The organism is Tundrisphaera lichenicola, from assembly GCF_051175385.1.
In the GTDB taxonomy this organism is placed as follows: Bacteria; Planctomycetota; Planctomycetia; order Isosphaerales; family Isosphaeraceae; genus Tundrisphaera; species Tundrisphaera lichenicola.
Map to the genome: position 1 here is coordinate 4,535,809 of NZ_CP195106.1, position 19,526 is coordinate 4,555,334.

7 protein-coding genes are annotated in these 19,526 nt (G+C 64.2%); 5 read left to right on the forward strand and 2 right to left on the reverse strand.

Features of this window, described 5'->3' with window-relative positions; all coding sequences use genetic code 11:
- The first annotated feature begins 15 nt into the window (after window positions 1-15).
- From P12x_RS17895 to P12x_RS17905, 3 genes are all read left to right on the forward strand, one after another.
- Window positions 16-1,908 (forward strand): SpoIVB peptidase S55 domain-containing protein, encoded by a 1,893-nt coding sequence (locus P12x_RS17895; protein WP_435005807.1) that lies wholly within the window; start codon window positions 16-18, stop codon window positions 1,906-1,908.
- A 135-nt stretch (window positions 1,909-2,043) separates the two neighbouring features.
- A complete protein-coding gene (locus tag P12x_RS17900; protein ID WP_435005808.1) occupies window positions 2,044-4,182 on the forward strand; it encodes a hypothetical protein in 2,139 nt (712 codons plus the stop codon).
- Window positions 4,183-4,640: 458 nt separating this feature from the next.
- The gene (locus P12x_RS17905; protein WP_435005810.1) at window positions 4,641-5,486 is read left to right on the forward strand and encodes a DUF1559 domain-containing protein; all 846 of its coding nucleotides are present in this window, start codon (window positions 4,641-4,643) and stop codon (window positions 5,484-5,486) included.
- Between the two features lie 35 nt (window positions 5,487-5,521).
- On the opposite strand, the gene P12x_RS17910 is transcribed toward P12x_RS17905, so the two are convergent.
- Window positions 5,522-5,986 carry a molybdopterin-dependent oxidoreductase gene (locus P12x_RS17910; RefSeq protein WP_435005811.1) on the reverse strand — a complete coding sequence of 155 codons (465 nt, stop codon included), beginning with the start codon at window positions 5,984-5,986 and terminating at the stop codon, window positions 5,522-5,524.
- Between the two features lie 142 nt (window positions 5,987-6,128).
- Here P12x_RS17910 and P12x_RS17915 point away from each other — a divergent pair, with 142 nt between their 5' ends.
- Window positions 6,129-6,761 carry an HAD family hydrolase gene (locus P12x_RS17915; protein WP_435005813.1) on the forward strand — a complete coding sequence of 211 codons (633 nt, stop codon included), beginning with the start codon at window positions 6,129-6,131 and terminating at the stop codon, window positions 6,759-6,761.
- Between the two features lie 66 nt (window positions 6,762-6,827).
- Here the strand turns inward: P12x_RS17915 and P12x_RS17920 are convergent, their stop codons facing one another.
- Window positions 6,828-7,754: a dihydrodipicolinate synthase family protein gene (locus P12x_RS17920; RefSeq protein WP_435005815.1), complete on the reverse strand. Its 927-nt coding sequence runs from the start codon at window positions 7,752-7,754 to the stop codon at window positions 6,828-6,830.
- A 620-nt stretch (window positions 7,755-8,374) separates the two neighbouring features.
- Here P12x_RS17920 and P12x_RS17925 point away from each other — a divergent pair.
- The gene (locus P12x_RS17925; protein ID WP_435005816.1) at window positions 8,375-19,477 is read left to right on the forward strand and encodes an Ig-like domain-containing protein; all 11,103 of its coding nucleotides are present in this window, start codon (window positions 8,375-8,377) and stop codon (window positions 19,475-19,477) included.
- Window positions 19,478-19,526: the final 49 nt, after the last annotated feature.

Sequence of the window (19,526 nt, forward strand, 5' to 3'; positions counted from 1 at the left end):
GGGGAGGTCTCCTCGATGGTTCTCCATGCGATCATCCGATACTTCGCGGATATTCGGCGACTGATTCCCACCTTGTTCCTGGCCGTTGGCGCTACTGCGTTCGCGGGCGAGCCCGATCCGAAGACCTACTGGAATGTGGACGATATCCGGCCCGGGATGAAGGGGACCGGACAGACGGTGATGGTCGGCACCAAGCTCGAAGAGTTCGGGGCCGAGGTCCTGGGCGTCATGAAGGGGGTCAGCCCCGGGCGCGACATGGTCCTCTGCCGATTGACCGGATGCAACCTGGAGCACGCCGGGATCATCCAGGGGATGAGCGGCAGCCCGATCTACATCGACGGCAAGCTCCTGGGCGCGGTCGCGTTCGCCTGGGAGTTCGCCAAGGATCCAATCGCGGGGGTCACCCCCTTTTCGCAGATGGTCCAGTATGTCCGGTCGAACGACAAGCGGATCGCCGCCGAGTCCGAACTGGAAAAGGGCCTGGCCCGATCCGTTAGCCTCGATCCCTTCTGGAGGCTCGACGAGTCGGATGGTCCTCGGATCGACTCGACCGGTCCGATGGCGGTCTCCGGCGGAGGTCTCGGCGGGATGCGAGCGATCGCAACGCCGCTCGCCGCGTCGGGCTTCACCCCGAGGGCCCTGGCCTTTCTTTCCGAGCGATTCCAGCCGATCGGGCTGGCCCCGATGGCCGGCGGCAAGGCCCAGGATCGGGTAATCAAGGAGGAAGGCGACAAACTGCTCGTCCCCGGGGCTCCCCTGAGCATCGGCATGGTCACGGGCGACTTCGACCTCTCCGGGATCGGGACCGTCACCCACGTCGAGGGGGATCGGGTCTATGGATTCGGGCACCCGATGTTCAGCCTGGGGGCCTGCCAGTTCCCGATGATGACCGGCTACATCCACACGGTGTATCCTCGGGCCAGCGTCAGCATGAAGATGGGCTCCCCCTTGAAGGTTGTAGGGGTGCTGGATACCGACGTCAGTACCGGGATTGCCGGGCGGATCGGCCCCAAGCCTGACATGATCCCCCTTTCGGTGAAGGTCAAGACCGGGCGGTACGCCGAGACCCGGACCTTCCACGTCGAGGTTGTCCGCGAGCCGAACCTCCTCCCCAACCTGGTCATGGCCGTGCTGACCAACGCGGTCGACACCGAGGGTAATCTGCCCGACGAACTGACCGCCAAGATCGGCGCCACCATCCAGATCAAGGGTCACGATCCGATCGTCTTCAAGGACGTCTTGAGCGGCCCTCGATACTCGGGAGCCACGGGCCCGTCGGCGATGTTCAGCCCGATCGCGGGCATGGTCAACATGCTGGTCCGCAACTCCCTGGCCCCGATCCGGATCGAGTCGATCGACTGCTCGGTCGAGGTCATCCCCGGCCGGACGGCCGCCGTGGTCGAGTCGGTTCGCCTCGCCTCCGACCGGGTCGAACCCGGCGCGCCTCTCCAGGCGTTCGTCACGATCAAGCCCTTCAAGGGAGATCGCGAGGTCGTTGAAGTTGCATTGTCCCTCCCCGACGACTTCCCCGAGGGGACTCACGAGGCCTTTGTCTGCGACCTGAGTAACAGTCTTCGCCGTCGTTTCAAGAATGAGCCGCAGCTGCTCGAACCCCGGGACGGCGACGGCCTGATCCGGGCCATCCGCTCGCAGATCGACATGACCCGGACGACGATCTCGCTCCACGTCGCCGGCCCCGATCGAGGCCTGGCCGTGATGGGCCAGCCGCTGCCGAACCTTCCCGGGAGCGCACGCGCCGTCTTCACCTCGGCTCGTCAGACTCCCGAGCCCGCCATCCGCCAGGACCTGATCGGGTCGGCGGAAACCGATTGGGTCGTCGATGGATCGCAATCGATCAAGTTTACCGTCGCACGGGACACGGGGCTTTCGCTGGCCCTGCCGAAGTGATAGGTAACAGGCATTGATCGAGAGAGGAACCGGGTGGCATGCCCTCGCATCAGCTTGGGCATGCGATCGGTTAACGACTCTCCCATGCTCTCGCTCGCGCGAGGGCTGCCACCCAGTCCGAGAAGGCTTGATTCCATGAAGACCCCTTCGTCCCCTCGAATCCGGCCACTGGTCGGCTCGATCCTTTGCTTCCTGTTCGCGTCGATCGCGATCGCGAAGGTCGAGACCTGGAAGCAGGAAGGTGCATCGGCTTTCGGGAAGGGGCAAAGCGAAGGGGTGGTCATCTCCGACTCGGGGCGGGTCCGGCTGGCCCGAGCGATCCGTCCCACCGCTCCGATGGATGCCAGCCGGGTCTGGGATCTGGTACGGACTTCGGATGGCGCGATCTTCGCGGCCACCGGAAACGAGGGGAAGGTTTACCGGCGAGCGAACGAGGCTCCCTGGACGGTCGTGCTCGACCCGGACGACTCACAAGCCCTATCCTTGGCGGTTACTTCCGACGGTAAGGTCTTTGCCGGGACCGGGCCCAGCGGATTGTTGGTCGAGGTCTCCGACCCGCAACATCCGGCCTCGAGGCCCGATCCCAAGGTTCAATATCTCTGGGACCTGGCTGTCGATTCCAAAGGCAACCTCTACGCCGCGACCGGGCCGACCGGCCAACTCTGGAAGCGATCCCCGGATGGGACCTGGTCGCTCCTGCTCGATAGCAAGCATCCCCACCTGCTCTGCGTCGCGGTCGCTCCCGATGGGTCGGTCTTCGCCGGTTCCGATGGCGAGGGCCTGATCTACAAGGTCGAGGCCGACGGCAAGGTCTCGGTCCTCTACGATGCTCCGCAGGACGAGGTCCGGGCCCTGTTCGTCGGGCCGGACGGGGCGATCTACGCCGGGACGGCGGCGGAAGCGGGCGGTTCCGGCAGTTCGAGCGGATCGGGGCGATCGTCCACGAGTCTCTCGCCGGCTCGAGACGATTCGATTGCCTCACGATCGAATTCGACCGGTTCCTTGGTCGTTCAGAAAGGGGCCTCGCCTCCTCGCGACTTTGGAGACTCGCCCTCGGTCCCGGGCGGAACCGCGTCGCCCAGGCCCGCTTCGCCCGGGGAGAACTCGGTCTACCGGATCGGCACGGATGGTGTCCCTCGCGAGATCTTCCGCCACAAGTCGATGATCTTCGCCCTGGCCTGGCGGGACGATAAGCTTTATGTCGGGACGGGTCCCCAGGGGACCCTCTTCGAGGTCCGCGACCTCGGCCGCGAGTCGACCCCGGTGGCCCGGGTCGATCATGGCCAGATCCTCGCCTTGCTCGACGACTCGAAAGAAGGCCTGATCCTGGGGGTGGGCGATCCCGGTGCCGTCCTCCGACTCGATCCGAGACACCCATCGAGCGGGGCTTTGACCTCGGAGATCCTCGACGCCAAGCTCGTCAGCAAGTTCGGCGCGATCTCCTGGAAGGCCGAGACCCCCGACGGCTCGTCGATCTCGGTCAAGGTCCGGACCGGGAACGTCGGCGAGCCCGATTCTACCTGGTCCCCCTGGTCGGCCGAGCAAGGCTCCTCCGACTCGGCCGTCGCCGGGTGCCCCCCCGGTCGATTCGCCCAGTATCAGGTCAAACTGACCACCGCGAACCCGGCCGTGACCCCCGAACTTCGGTCGCTCTCGATCCGCTATCAGACTGCGAACCTCCCGCCCGAGATCACCAAGGTTGATGTGCCCGACGTAGGGGCTGCCGACGGTGCAACCCGGCAAGCCAAGCTGAACCTGAAATGGGATGCGACCGATCCCAACGGCGACGATCTCTCGTACATGCTCCAGATCCGCAAGGATGGCTGGCCCGATTGGATCAAGCTTGGCGAAGCGGCCCTGACCGACGCGAATTACTCCTGGGATACGTCGACGGTTCCTGATGGGACCTACCGGGTCCGGGTCACCGCCTCCGACCGGCCCTCGAACGCTCCCGCCGATGCCCTGAGCCGCGAGCGGATCAGCGAGTCCTTCCTGGTCGATCATCAGGCCCCCCGGGTGACGGTTTCGGCAGGCAACCCACATCCGAGCGTCTCGATCAAGGATGACCTGACCCGGATCGTGAAGGCAGCCTACTCCCTCGATGGCGGCGATTGGGTGCCCATCTTTCCCGATGATGGCCTGTTCGACTCGCCGGCAGAAACCATTGGCCTGCCCCTCCCCGATCTCAAGCCCGGCCCTCACGTGCTCATGGTCCGGGCCGTAGACGCCGCCGGGAACCTCGGGACGGGGGATCTTGTCGTCGATGGCCATTGATCCGTTTCGGGCCAGCCCGAAGGTTTGTCTCGTGCCGAACTCCGGTTAATCTGGGGATCACCTGCTCCGGCGGTATAGGGCCAATCGAGCGATCCCGGTCATTCCTGCCGCGGAAAAGACGAACCCAATCCGGGCGGAGTGCGTAGCAAGCAGGCGACCACCGACGGCCCGGGCGTCGGGTCGATCGAACTATTACGAACCCAACTTCCGGACCGAAGGCCATGTTGCCCAACCCGTTCGGACTATCCGACGCGTTCGAGATTCCCAGTCCTGTCCCGGAGTCGCCAGGAAAAAACGAACCCAATCTCGAACGAGTGGACGATTTGCCCCACTTTGAGAGGACTCGACTTTTCCTCGCCCCACGAGAATTCACTATCCGGAAATCGAGACCGGTTCCGCAGTCAATCTCCCCCCGATCTCGAATTTCGGTACGACGGTACGGGCTTGGAAGAGTCGAGGTGATCGTGGTCGTCGGGCTCCTCGCCTTCTTCCTGATGTGGGTCTTCATCGCCCTGCCCCAGGGTCGCGAGAAGTCCCGGATGGTGGGTTGCCAGCAGAATCTGATGCAGATCGGCAAGGGGCTGGAGCTGTATCACCAGGCCAATCGACGCTTCCCGAGCGTGCCCGAACTGGGAACTCGCGCCGGGACCTCGCCGATCCAGGCCATGCTGGAAGGCCTGGTCCTCCCGGATCTCACGGGCATCAGCGACACGAAGACCCCGCCGAAGCCCACGACTGCTCCTCCGAGGGGCACGCGGGTTCCCGGCCTCGCTTGTCCGAGCGACTCGAACGCGATGGCGGGTCTGTTCGACGGGCCGATCAGTTACCGGGCCAACACCGGAGCCTCCACCAGCGGCCAGGGCGGTCCGTTCGCGCCGGGCCGATCGACCTCGATCCCGGAAGTCGAAGCGGCCGACGGGTTGGCGTATACCGCGTCTTTCGCCGAACGATTGGTCGGGAACGGCCGTGATGGGCAACCGGCGCGGGAAAATTACGCGAGGCCACTCGGCCCGATCGGCCCGGACGGCTGCCCGAGCCTGGGCGATGATCTCTGGAAGGGTGACGCGGGCTCGGACTGGGCCGAGGCGAGTTGGCGATCGACCCTGTACGGTCACGCTCTGACACCCAACGCAACCCCCTCCTGCATCGCCGAGGACGGTCGGACCGCCGCCATCGGTGCATCGAGCGCCCACCCTAACCGGGTGAATGTCCTGATGCTCGACGGGTCACTTCGAGGGATCACGCCCACGATCGACCCCAAGATCTGGCGGGCCATGGGCACCATAGGGACGGCCAATCCTTGAAGTCGATGAGGTCCGAGGGTGTGTCGCGCATCGGCTCAGGGCTCGACCAGCTTGTCGAGTCGGACCAGGCGGACTCCCTCGACCTCTCGGACCCACCGGGCGTGCTTGGGATCTCCCGGAACGATCATCCTGATGGGGCCGAAGCCCTTGTCGAGCGGTTCCCCGTCGCGCTCGATCGCGAGGAGGTAGCGTTCTCCCGGGGCATCCATCGCGACGGCGGCGGCGGAGTAGGCCGCTTGATAGCCGTCGGCTCCCCGGACCAGTAGGACTGCGTCACTCAGGGATTTCATCCCGGGCATCGTCCGGGCCTCCTTGACCCGCTTCTCTAGGAGTAGCGCGAGCGGGACACCTCGATAGATGACCGTCTTGCCATTTTCCGAGACCCGGACCTCGGCCTGATCCATCGCCTTGAGGGTGGCCAGGTCGCAGGGAAGTTTCTCGGACCCGATTGGGGCGGGCGTTTGTACGAGGATCAATGCTGCCAACCAGGTCATCGTCATCGGTTCGGTCCTTCTTGTGCTCGACTCTGTCGAAGTGGGTCTTCGCGCCAGGCCCGAGACATGGTAACCCGGACCCTCCGGGATGTTCCACGAGGTCGAGTGGACCTTGTACGATTCCGGTGAGCCAGGGGAGCGACGAACGATGAGGCGACCGGCCCTGATCTTCGATTTTGGCAACGTGGTCGCCCATTTCGATTACCGGAGGGCGGCCTCGACCCTCGGCTCAAGGATCAACCTGTCCGGCGAAGATTTGCTCGATCGGCTCCGGCCCCTCGGATTCTCGGACCTGCTCAAGACGTTCGAGAGCGGGAAGATCACCGCCGAGGAATTTTCACGAGGGGTGTCCGAGATGGTCGGGCTGGCCATCGATCACGACGACTTCGTCGCGGCCTGGGCCGACATCTTCTCCGCCAACGAGTCGATCGCCCCCTTGCTGGCTTCGCTCAAGGGGGCGGGTTACACGCTCATCCTCGGCTCGAACACCAACGACTTGCACGCCAATCACTTTCGTCGCCAGTTCGCCGAGACCCTGGCCCACTTCGACCGGCTCGTTCTCTCCTACGAAGTGGGGCACATCAAGCCCTCGTCGGCGTTCTACCTGGCCTGTGCCGATGCGGCCGAGGCCGAGCCGGGGGATTGCGTCTTCATCGACGACCTGCCGGAGAATATCGAGGGGGCCAGGGCGGCCGGACTCGTCGGGATTCTCTACCGGGAGACCGACGCTCTCGTTCGCGACCTTGAGAAGCTGGGAGTCATGGTCCGATTGGATACTTGATCGGCGTGGTCAAAGGGGAATGGCCCCGATCTTCGTCGGATCGAGTTTCGGGGTGTCTCGGTGTCCTCATTCGAGAGCGATAGGTCGCGATCGAGACGACTCTCCCGGGTGTTCGCAAGCCGCTTCGGCGGGGAGGATGCCGGACTCGACCATGGCTCGTAGGAGCCGAAAGGTCGAGCGCTCCAGGGGTGCCCGGTAGATATCCCGAGAGAGGGAGTCGAGGATCGCGCTGGCCTTCAGGAATCGTTCGGACTTTCCGGCGAAGTGGGACTCGATTAACTCGATGACTTCCGCGGGATAAGCGGCCCCCATCCCCACCAGAGCTGCGTCGGCTCCGGACATCAAACTGTATCCGAGGAAGCGCTCCTCGCCCGAGAGGACGAGCTTGCCGGGGGATTGCTCGTGGATCAGGGCGGCCAGTTGTTGGAAGGTCGCGATTCCGTCGAGCGTGGATACCTCGATCCCGAGCACCTCAGGCCGTGCCATCAATTGGGCGATTAACTCGGGCCCATAGCTGACCCCGCCCGCGACCTCACGACGGTAGGAGGCCAGGATTGGTCGTCCTGGTTCGGCGACCGCCGCGTGATAATCGAGGATCAAGCGATCGCGGTCGGGTCGTCCTCGGAACGATCCGGGTGGGATGGCCAGGAGGACATCGGCCCCGAGACTCGCGGCCTCATTGGCTTCCATCCTGACCGTCTTGATGACGTCATCGGGACGCCGCGTTGTAGGCGGGACGCCGACGGGCACGATCAGCCATCCCGACGATCCGAGCCCCGCTCGCCATGACTGGAGAATCTCGGCTCTTTCCGGGGTAGCGAGAGGAACTCCCCGGCCGACCGGCCCGGCGACTGAGACCCCTCCAACGGCTCGGATCGACATCGACGCGATCATCCGCTCCAACCCCTCCTGATGCAATTTTCCCCCACCGTCGAACGGGGTTGGCATCGACGGAAAGAGTCGGTGCCGGAGGTCGTCTGTGACTGGTTTCAAGGTCTGGAACTCCTGAGAACCGCTCGAGGACTCAGTTTAGCTCCTCCTCGAATGCTCGCAAGCGGCAGGATCGGCACCGCACCGCCGAAAATGGAAGCGAGTCCTTTGACAACCCGCCTGTAGGGCCCACACTCGATATGATCCGCATGCCGCTTCTCGCGATACTTGCCGGATTCGCTCGACTCACACCCCTCGCCATCACATCCTCGCGAAATTCCCGGTAAAGACTTGACGTTCGGAAATTTCATGGTAATGATTGACTGCATGCATGTAGTCAGTTATCCTCCTATTCGTTCGTTTGGGTAAACTGGCTTCAATCATGGAAGAGGTCACGACGATGCAAGCTGCGACGAATGGGCGATCGGGGTTGTCCGGGTCATCCATCCCAGGGTCGGGGGCGGCGTGGCGAACATTGTCTTGATTGATCGGAGCCGGTGCGAGGCGGTCGCGGGCCGCTAGAGGCAAGGGAGAGCTTGTCGCGGCTGAACATTCGAGGACGGGTCGGTATCAACACTTGATCTTTTGAGTTCTTCCGTCGTGCTCCTCGCAGGGGGGGCGTCGTGGGCCGTTCGTGCTCCGCGCGGGGAAGGGCTTCGAGGCTTACCGGGGGGAGTCTGTCGATGGCAAGCTTCAAGGGTAACGGACGCGATGAGGCATCGAAACGGCGGGCCGCGGAGAACCGCCGGCTGCGCCAGGGCAGGCCGAACCTGGAGTCACTCGAGCAACGGCGATTGCTAGCCGCGCCCTGGGTACCGACCAGCAACGACCCCTACGACGTTCAGAATGGACCGCTGGCCAACCTGGGCCAGGATCTGATCACGGTTTACAAGGAGTACAACGAATTCGCGAAGCAGGGGAATGGCCAGTTCCATTCCTCGCTGGCGAGTCGGATCAATTTCTACAACGGGGACGGACCCGAAGTGGACATTGACGTCTATGGCTCGGGCGACTTCGCCTCGTTCCGGAAGTCTCTGGAGAACCTGGGCCTGTTCGTGGTCGGGGCGAACCAGAAGAATTTCGTCGTCGAAGGCTATGTGCCGATCGCGACGCTTCCGCAGATCGCACGACTGAACCAGACGATCTCCGCGAGCCCGGTGTACACCCCGATCACTCATACCGAGGGATCGGCGAACAATCAGGGGGATCTGACGCTCTCGACGAGCACGATTCGACTCCAAAATCCCGGTATCGATGGCACCGGGGTCGGGGTCGGCGTGATCTCGGACAGCGTGAACAACTTCCAGGGCGGCCTGGCGGATTCGGTCGCCAGTGGCGACCTTCCCAGTAACGTCACCGTCGTCCAGGACGCCCCGGCCGCCGTTGCGAGCACCGACGAAGGTCGGGCGATGCTCGAGCTCGTCCATGACATCGCGCCGGGTTCCCCGCTGGCCTTCGCGACGGGTGCCCTCGGCCAGGTCAGCTTTGCTTCGAACATCCAGGCGTTGGCGGCCGCCGGTTCCAACGTCGTCGTCGACGACCTGACCTACGCGAACGAGCCTTACTTCCAGGATGGGGTGATTTCCCAATCGATCAATACGTTCGTGGGTAATGGTGGGATCTACGCCTCATCGGCCGCGAACTTCGCCGATAGCGGCTACATGTCCGAATTTCGGGGCGTGAACGCGACCGTTGGGGCGATCGGATCGGGTCGGTTTCAGAATTTCGACGGGACCGGCCAGACGGTCGCCCCCACCATCGGTATCAACGTCTATCGGGGCGGCACGGCATTCATCTTCCAGTACGATCAGCCGTTCAATCTCGCCGGCGGCGGCGTCTCTTCCAATCTGGATTTCTACCTGCTCGATACGAGCGGCAACATCGTCGGGTCTAGCCTCTCGAACAACATCGCCACGAACCAGCCCATCGAGGGGATCTTCACCGATACTTCCGGGAATCCGATCGCTGCGGGCCTCTACCAGTTGGCCATTCGGGTCGCCAGCGGGCCAGATCCCACGCATGTCGTGGTCTACGATTTTGGAGGCGGATTCTCGGTCGACAAGCAGTACGGATCGTCGGGAGGGACCTACTATCCTTCGACCAGCGGTCACAACTCGGGAGCGAACACGATCAGCGTGGGAGCGGTCCCGTACTGGGGTGCTCAACCCTTCACGAGCCCGACGACGGTCAACAACGAGCCCTTCAGCTCGACCGGCCCGCGTCTGATCACCTTCAATCCGGACGGATCGCCGATCACGCCGCAACTCCTGCTCAAGCCGGACATCTCGGCCCCGGATGGCGGCAACACCAGCTTCTTCGTCCCGAACAGCGATATCGACACCACGAATCCTCCGTTCCCCACGGCCGCCTTCCCCCCCTACCCCGGCAGCCCTCAGACGCTCCAGGGCAACCCGGTCACGGCGACCAACCTCGACCCGGACACCTTGCCCAACTTCTTCGGCACCTCTGCGGCCGCGCCGAATCTCGCCGCCTTGCTCGCCTTGATGAAGCAGGCGAATCCGGGTGCGACCCAGGCCAACCTGCTGAGCGCGGTCCAGCAGACGGCCACCCCGCTCAACGGTGCGACGGCGGGGACCTGGAACCCGCAGGGCGGTTACGGCCTGGCCAACGGGCCGGCTGCTTTCGCGGTGGCTTCCAAGCTGAAGGTCGTCTACATCTCGCCGGGTGCCGGCCAGACGATCACCAAGGCTCCCACCTCGATTACGGTGACTTTCAACAAGGCGGTCGACATCACGACCATCAATCCCGGCGAATTCCAGGTTCGCGGGGCGAATGGGGCGACCGTGGATGTCGGGTTGCCGATCGGCGTCGATGATCCGAGGTACGCGACCACGGTCCGCTTCCCGATCGTGATCCATCCCGCCCCCGGCAAGATCGCCAATGGCGAGTACACGACCCTGTTCTTCACCGGGTCGATCATGTCGGTCGACGGTCAGACCCTCGAGCAGGGGGCGGCCGATAAGTTCAACCTCCAGCAGTTGAACGGTCCGCGGATTACCAACACCTCTTTCAACAATCGGGTCGCCACGATCACCTTCGATGGGCCCATCGACCCCGCCACGATCAATTCCGGGAACATCATCCTCTTCCGGGCCGGGGATTCGAACAACACGAACTATTACGGCCCGAATCAGGTAATCCTCACGAATCAGGCCGGCTCCAGGATCACCTACAATCCTGCGAACCTCACCGTCACGATCGACCTGACCGGGGTCTCGCAGCTGTTGTTGCCGACCGATCGCTACGCCCTGATCGTGACGACCGGCGTGCACGACGCGGTGGGCAACTCGATCAACGGCCAGTTCAGCGGGGTTTTCCCGTCGGGCATCCCCAACGGGAACGGCACTCAGTTCTTCCAGGGCCTGGGCCTGGTCACGCTCTTCCCGCCGCAGGTTGCTTCGCTCACCCTGGCTCCGCAGTCGGACTCCGGGATCCAGGGCGACAACAACACGAGCAACAAGACGCCCAGCTACGTCGGTCAGGTGACCTCCTCCTTCCCCGGCTCACTGGCGGGCGTGATCGTCTACGCCCAATTCAACGGGATCTCACATCCGGGCGTCGCCCGGGGTGATTTCAACCTGGGGGTCGGCGCGGGCGGTCGGGGCATCACCGGCCAGTTCGACGTCCAGACCGTGACCGATGCCAACGGTCGCTTCGTGATCAACTACCCCTCGGGCGTGACTGGCCTGCCTGAAGGCCAGAATCAGATCCGAGTGGTCGTCGTCGGGCAATCCGAACAGCCTTCGGTGGCGGGCTATGCCTCCAGCCAGGATGCGGCCTTCCGGGTCGACAACACCCTGCCCTATGTCGGGACCACCGACAACTCGCCGGCGACCTCAATCCCCCAGAACTCGAATATCAACTCGCTCTCGAACCTCTCGATCAACATTGTCGATCCGGTCAATCCGACCCTCATCAACGATCCCTTCGCGGTCGACCCCAGCCTCGGCGTCCCCGCGCTCGATCCGGTCAAGGCCAGCAACACCCAGAATTACCGTCTCTTCCAGGTGGTCAACGGGAATCGGGTCGATCGATCGAGCTTCCTGAAGACCGCCACCTACGTCTCCACCTCGAACCGGGTGCTGTCCTCCGACCCCTACACCGGCCGGATCGACTTCACCTTCAACCCCGGACTGCCCACCGGGAACTATCAGTTCGAGATGATCGCGGCGAGCTTCCAGCCCGGAGTCGGCCTGACCGACGCGGCCGGGAACGCATTCGCCGGCTATGCAGACCGGTCTTCGCTTGGTCAGGCGTTCAACTATCGGCTCGACTTCAGCCTTCAGCCGACCCCCGCCTACATCACCTCGTTCGGGGCTTTCACCCCCTCGGGCGCGGGCTTCATCCAGACGGACGCGAGGGCCACTTACGAGATCCCGATTAATGGCGTGACCCCGAGGGCGACCGCCGCCCCGACGGTCTTCGTCATCGACTTCTCCAACACCCTCCAGGAGCAGGGGGTTGACCTCAACAACGCGGTCCAGCTCCTCCGCTCCGCCAACGGGACGGGCCAGCTGCCCGATGGTAATTTCGGCGATCTCGGTATTACGAGTACCGGCAACGGCTACACGCGGGTCCCGAATGTCTCGGTCCGGGTCGATAGCTCGGTCAAGGGGTCGGTCCCCGGTCAATACGGATATCGAAATCAGCTGGTCATCTCGCTGCCCCAGGGGACGACCCTCTCGGCCGACTACTATCGTCTCTATCTCCCCAACAGCGGCGCGAACACGCTCACCGATATCTTCGGCAACCAGCTCGATGGCGAGTTCAAGGGCTACAAGGACGCCAACGGGACTTACGTCAACCTCCTGCCGAACGGCCAGGTCCGCGGGACCTCGGCGATGCCCGATCTCTCCGGAGATGGCATTGCCGGTGGTGCGTTCATGACGGGCTTCGTGGTGGTGCCCAACGGGAACATCCTCTACGCCCGGGCCGATGCCCAGTACAACCCGTTGCTGCCGAGTCAGACGCCGACCGGGGCCATCGACAAGCCCTTCCCGGTCCTAGCGGCCGAGTCGGTGTTCACCAGTACGAACGGCGGGAATCTCAACAGCAGCGTGAACTCGGGGTCGAACTTCAACCCGGCGTATGACCGGAGCGGCGACGGCAAGTTCGAGCCATCGGCGTTCTACGCGGCCCAGCAACTGGTCCAGGCCAACGGCGGGCCCGTCGTCATCATCGCCCAGGCGTCCATCCCCACCCCCGACGCCGCGACCGGCAGGGTGATCCAGAAGCCGTTCGTGCTCCAGGCACCTGCCGGGATCGACGCGAATATCAACGATGGCAGTGCCGCCATTCCGGCCCTGACCACCCTGGCGTTCCAGCCGGGTTCGATCCTCAAGATGCAGAATGCCAGCCTCCTGGTGCAGAACCAGGGGAGCGCCTTGCAGATCCTGGGCGGGTCCAATCCCGGCCAGGGAGTGACGATCACCTCCTACAAGGATTCGACCATCGGGGGCGTGACCAACGGCGATCCCTCGACCGTCGGTGCCCCGGGAGATTACGGCGGAATCCTCTTCCGGAACTACAGCCAGGCCAACAGGAATACTCTGTTCCCCGGCCAGCTCCCGATCACCGCGAACGCTTCGATCAATCAGAAGCTCAAGGGTCAGTTCGCCAACCCGGGCGACCCGGCCAGCCAGGTCGATGCGATCTCGGGTGCCGACGACGTGATGTCGTACGTCAGCTTCCTGAATCAGCGGTACGCCGGCGGGGCCGTGCCCCAGACGGTGGGCTTCCGATACGACGGCATCACGCTCAAGAACAGCCGGCCGACGATCGTCAACTCGTCGATCACCGACACAAACGGGAGCGACGGGACCGCTCAGGCTGGGATCTCGGTCGACGTGGATTCGCTCCGGGCCGACGACATCGCCCAGGGTCCCCTGATCCGCAACGACTCGTTCCTGCGGAACGGGCTGAACGGCATCTACATCCGGGCCGAATCCAGCGGCATCGCCGAGGCCACCAACGCTGTCTCTTACCCCAACAATCCGTCCACCGCGGGCGGGGCGAGGAACTATGTCCTCGACGATCCCTATCCTTACCTCCTGACTTCGCGGTTGGTGCTCGGCCAGTCGCTGGTCCAGGAGACGGGCGGCACCCAGGCCAATCTCGCGAATCGACTTTATATCAATCCGGGCATGATCCTCAAGTTCTCCCGGGGTTCGTCGCTGGAGCTGGTCAACTCGGGTGCGAGCCTGAATGTCGGCGACCAGACCTACATCAGGGAGTTCGACGCCAACAACAGCGTCGGCCCGAATTCACCCGGGTTCGTCGCCAACTCGCCCAACCTGGCCCAGGCCATCCTCACGTCGATCAACGACGACGCGGCCACCACGTTCTTCTTCGATCCGATTTCCCAGATCCGGACCACGATCGTCCAGCCGCTTCCGGCCGTGCCCGGCGGCTCGGGCATCCTCCAGCCCAAGCCGGGTGCGGTCCCCGATGCGGCTCGCTGGGGCGGTGTCACCGTGGCCTCGGGTGCCGTTGCGGTGATCAACTCGACCAACCTTCGCTACGGCGGCGGTTCGGTGAACTCCGGATCCGGCACCGGCACTCAGCACGTTCTCGAACTCCTCAACGGGAACAGCGGCGCCAAGATTTCGGTCACGAACAACGTTTTCAGCGACAATGCCGACGCCCCGATCAACGCCCAGCCCAACTCGTTCCTGGCCGCCGACCCGCAGCGGCCGCTCCAGTCGGGGAATCCGTTCATCCACGGGAACGTCTTCACCGGCAACGACCTTAACGGAGTGTCGGTCCAGGGCGGCACGGACGGGATCAATCGACCCAATCTGACCGTCGATTCGGTGTGGGCGGGTTCGGACTTCACCTACATCCTCCGCAATACCATCGTCCTGGCCGGGTTCAATACGAACTCTCTTCCCAACGGGGGAGACACGGCGTTCCAGGCGATCCCCTCTCCCGCCATCACTTTGACACTCCAGAGCACCCTCCAGGGGACCGTCCTGGCGGACGGTTCGACGGTCGGGGCCCCGGGCGTGCCGCTCATCGTCAAGCTGCTCAACCCGACGGGGACAACCTTGCCGGCCATCGGCGATGCCGAGCCGGCGGCCGCCATCACCAACTCGTTCGTCGGCGGGGCCGGATTCCTGGTCGGTGTGGACAACGGTGTCGATCCGACCGCCGACAGCCTGATCGACCCGGGTGCCTTCAGCCAGCTCCGGATCCTCGGGATCGGGGCCAACCAGACCACCGGCCAGTCTCGCGTGCCGGTGATCATCACCTCGCTCTTCGACGACACGGTCGGCACCACGGTCAACAACGTGCCGATGTTCCAGGCGGTCAGCGGCAACACCCGGGCCCCGGCGGCCGGCGACGGCGGCGTGATCTACTACGGTGCCAACTCGCTGACCGACTACGACCTGCAAGACCCCCGAAGCGGCAGCGTCATCGACAACGCCGATATCAAGTACATTACCCGGATCGAGCAGCAGGGGAGCGGGCTGGTCTACGCCTTCGACAGCGACCTCAGCGGTGGCTTCGACCCCATCCTCGACGGATACAGCAACCAGAAGCTCGGGCTCATCCCCGAGACCCAGATCAACCAGGCCAAGCAGCTGACGATCTCGAACTCTAACCTCAGTACCTTCAGCTCGGCCGCCTTCTGGGCGCACATCGGTTATGCCCCGCTCGTGATCCCGGTGAATTACCCCGTCGGGCCTCCTTCGATCACGCGTGGCGGCTTCCAGGGCGAGGCGACTCATACCTACTTCGTCAACAACTCCATCTCGAACATGCCCCAGGGGATCCTGATCCTCTCGCAGACCGCCAACAACGACCAGTTCACCAGCCCTGCCATGGCGGTGTTCCTGAACAACACGTTCTACAACATCACAGGGAACGCGATCCGGACCGTCTCACCGGCCTTCAACGGCCTGAACAGTCTGGCCCACACCGCGTTCCTGGCGATGGACAACATCTTCTCGCTGATCGGCGGCAGCGCCGCGGTCTCGGTCGGGCAGAACTACGGGAGCGACCTCCAGTACAACCTGTTCGATCGGGTCTCCGGACCGTTCACGGTCAACGTGTCCAACAGCCAGCCCGTGACCGGCAATCCGGCCTTCCGCGATGCCCCGAACGGCAACTTCAACCTGTTGCCGACCTCGGCGGCGATCGACCTGGGCCGGAGTGAGCTGGGGCCATCGGTCTTCGGCAACATGATCTTCCCGGCCTCCACGATCAATCCCAATAACATCAACGCCATCCCGATCCGGAACACGCAGGGGGCCAGCATCCGGACGGGGGGAATCTTCCCCGGCAACGCCGCCGGGACCGATATCGTCACCCTGCCCGGCGAGCCGGTCAGCGAGCGAGGGTTCCCGGATCAGTGGGTCCCCGTCCTCCAGACGGCGGCCCCCAACGCCACCGGGACGGGCAAGAATGCGGCCACCTTCGTGTACGTGCCGCTCCAGGGCGAACGCGACCAGGCGGGCAACCTCCGGGTCAAGGACCCCAACTCCCCCAACGTCGGGTTCGGCAGCCGGCCATTCTTCGACCTCGGGGCGTTCGAGTACATCATCCAGAATCCCCCGGTCGTCACGGCTGTCCAGGCCGTGGCCATGGGGATCGCCACCAACCTCTACGTCGCCGGCGGGATCGCCGGGACCAACAAGACCCCTTCCTCCGTCCAGGTCAAGTTCAACGAGCGGATCGACCCGAACACGATCAGCGGAAGCTCGGTGATCCTCCAGGCGTCCGGCGGGGACGGGATCTTCGGCAACGCCAACAGCCCGGCCGATCGGAATATCAACCTCTCGGGCCTGCTGACGATCGATCCGATCACCAACACCTTGTCGATCGACACGTCAAGCATCCTGGCCAATCCGGCCACCCTCAACGACGAGTACCGGCTGATCCTGAAGGGGACGGGATCCTCGATCATCCGCGACCTTGACGGCCTGGCCCTGGACGGCTTCACCGCCAACCAGACCTTGCCGCTCCCCTCGGGAAGCGACAATGTCCCGGGCAGCGACTTCCTGGTCAACTTCACGATCAGCACGAACTCGCCCTCGGTCAACGCCGGCACGTTCCAGCTGGCGTCGGCCAGCGATACCAGCGGCGGGCGGAACATCACCCGGCTGAACCTGCCGACCTTCGTCGGCTCGATCACCGACATGTTCCCGCCCACCAACTTCCTGCAAAATCAGTCGGTCCACATCGACATCTCGTCCAAGGGCGACGGGAATTTCGACATCATCGACGCGGGGGTGGGCACCACCCTGGCCGACGGGAGCTTCTCGGTCACCCTGACCAAGCCGATCCCCGATACCCCCAACTCGGTCGGGACCAACGGCATCAAGGGCGGTCCGGGCGCGACCTATGCGATCGCCCGGGTCCGCGTGATCAACCAGGCGGGCAACCCGTCCAACTTGCCCACCGACCCGCTCTCGGACTTCGTGGCGAACAATGCCGTCACCCGCCTCCAGGTCGATACCACCCTGCCGGTGATCACGTCGTTCAGCCCCCTGGCGAACACCGTGGCCACGCTCAACAGCTCGGGCGGGATCACCTTCACGATGACCCTGAACGAGAACATTCGGGGGTCCTCCCTGAATAGCTCGTCGATCCAGGTATTCCGGAGCGGCGGGACCGGTGTCTTCGGGGCGACTTCGATCGCCATCCCGATCAATCGGGGCAGTTTCACCGCGAGCTACAACTCCGATGGCTCGGAGGTGATTACCTTCCAAACGAGTGGTGTGCTCCCCAACGATGCGTATCAGATCATCCTCAAGGGGACTGGTTCCAGCCCGGTGACCGACATCGCGGGGAACCCGCTCAGTGGGGCCTTCAGCGGGACCTTCCCGACCGGATCCGGCAACACGGCGTCCGACTTCATCAACACGCCGTTCACCGTCTACCGGCCCAATCAGGCCAACCTGATCTACGTCCGGGCCCCGCGGAACGGACAGATACCGACCAGCCCGGACGGTTCTCGCTCCAATCCCTTCGCCACCATCGCCGACGGCATGGCGGCGGCCCTGGTCGGTGACAACGTCCTGGTTCTCCCCGGGACTTATACGGAGAACGTGGTCGTGAAGCCGGGCGTCCGGCTCCTCTCGGCCTCCACCTCCAGCACCGATTCCAGCTATATCCCGGGCCTCCCCAACCAGACCCTCATCTACGGGGACGCCTCGGCCTCCTCGACGATGATCTACACCGTGTCCGTCTCCGGAGGATTCGTCGGCACCCCGACCGAGGTCAGCGGATTCTCGATCATCAGCCCCCTGATCGGCGATCCGACCCTCGGTACGATCAACACCACGAACGTTGCGGTCTTCGCCCAGAATTCCAACGTGGTGATCGACCGGAACAACATCATCAATGCGGGGGTCGGAGTCTCGCTCTCGAACACCGGTACGAACAAACTGGCCGCACAGGTGTTCGACAACGTGATCGCGGGCAACATCGTGGGTGTCGGGATCACCGGGAACGGCGGGAGCTCGCTCAGCTCGCCGTACCTGATCGTCAACAACACCATCGTCGATAACACCTACGGGCTGCTCAACAGCAGCAGCACGGCCAATGCCCTCCAGGCATTCGTCCTGAACAACATCTTCGCCGCGAACCACGCGTTGACCACGGCCAGGACCGGGACCGGCATCCAGTCCAATACCGCTAACACCCTCGGCGTCGGCTTCAACCTGTTCTACTCGAACGGGCCGAGTGCCGCCTCCTCGGCCGACGACGCGGTGGGATCGTTCGGTAGCTTCCGCCCATCGGCCCTGACCAACCTCCCGGACGGCCTGGGCAACTTCACCGGCGACCCCGCCTTCGCCTCGGCCCGCGATCCCCGTCCCAACGGTGATTCGCCGCCCGTCTTCTTCCTGGACGGCAACTACGACCTGACCGCCCGTTCGGTGGCGATCAACGCCGGCAACAACGCGGTGTCCCCCGCGACCGACTTCCTTTACCGGGCCCCGGTTAAGATTGCCGGCAAGGGTTTTGCCAACACCGGCCCGGCCAGCATCGGGGCCTACTACTACAAGGGAACCGGCGGCCCCACCGCCGGCGGCGGGACCGGGTCCGGCTCGGGCGGGCTACCGATCAACCTTGCAGCTCGCACGGCTGCGACGGCCGCCGTTCAGAGCGGAGTCGTCTCCTCGATTGGCGGCGGGGCAGCGATCGGGACCAAGAAGTTCAACGTGATCGAGACCTCGCTCTCGACCCAGGGGACTTCAAGTGCCTCGGACGTCCCGGGCGTGGTGGCCTCGGAGGCCGCCCCGAGCTTCATCGACATCAACTTCTCCAACTACATCGACGCCTCGACCCTGACCCCGAGCGACCTGGTCCTTTCCGGCAGCGGAATCGACCCGGCCAACCCGGCCCATGCCACCGGGCTGACCTGGATCGACGGCCATGCCGTCCGGTTCCTGCTCTCCGGGGCATTCAGGAATGGCGGCAACGTCAACGTCTCGATCGCCCCGGGCGCCGTCTCTTCCGATACCGGCACCCTGCTCGCGGGCTACAACGACATCTTCAAGGTGGCCTCGGGTGGCACCTCGTCCAATCAGGGCTCGGTCGCTATCCCGATCCAGCCGGTTCCTGTTTCGGGGCCGGTCGCGGTTGGCCAGCCTGGGGGCAAGCAAGGCCGGAGCAAGGCCGCCAAGGCGGCTTACGCAGCCCAGCTTGCTCAGGAAGCTAAGGTCAAGAAGGAAGCCCAGCTGAAGGCGGCCCGTCAGGCGGCCGCCGCCAAGCACGACAAGGTGACCCGGGCGGCCAAAGCCAAGAAGACCAAGTGACGCCCCGAGCGTCTGGAAGTTGACACTCAACTCGACGGGCGGCCCATCG

Bases quoted from the DNA above. Each gene is read 5' to 3' on its own strand.
- P12x_RS17925 (WP_435005816.1), top strand. From the start codon at position 8,375: ATGGCAAGCTTCAAGGGTAACGGACGCGATGAGGCATCGAAACGGCGG.
- P12x_RS17910 (WP_435005811.1), bottom strand. From the start codon at position 5,986: ATGACGATGACCTGGTTGGCAGCATTGATCCTCGTACAAACGCCCGCC.
- P12x_RS17915 (WP_435005813.1), top strand. From the start codon at position 6,129: ATGAGGCGACCGGCCCTGATCTTCGATTTTGGCAACGTGGTCGCCCAT.
- P12x_RS17900 (WP_435005808.1), top strand. From the start codon at position 2,044: ATGAAGACCCCTTCGTCCCCTCGAATCCGGCCACTGGTCGGCTCGATC.
- P12x_RS17895 (WP_435005807.1), top strand. From the start codon at position 16: ATGGTTCTCCATGCGATCATCCGATACTTCGCGGATATTCGGCGACTG.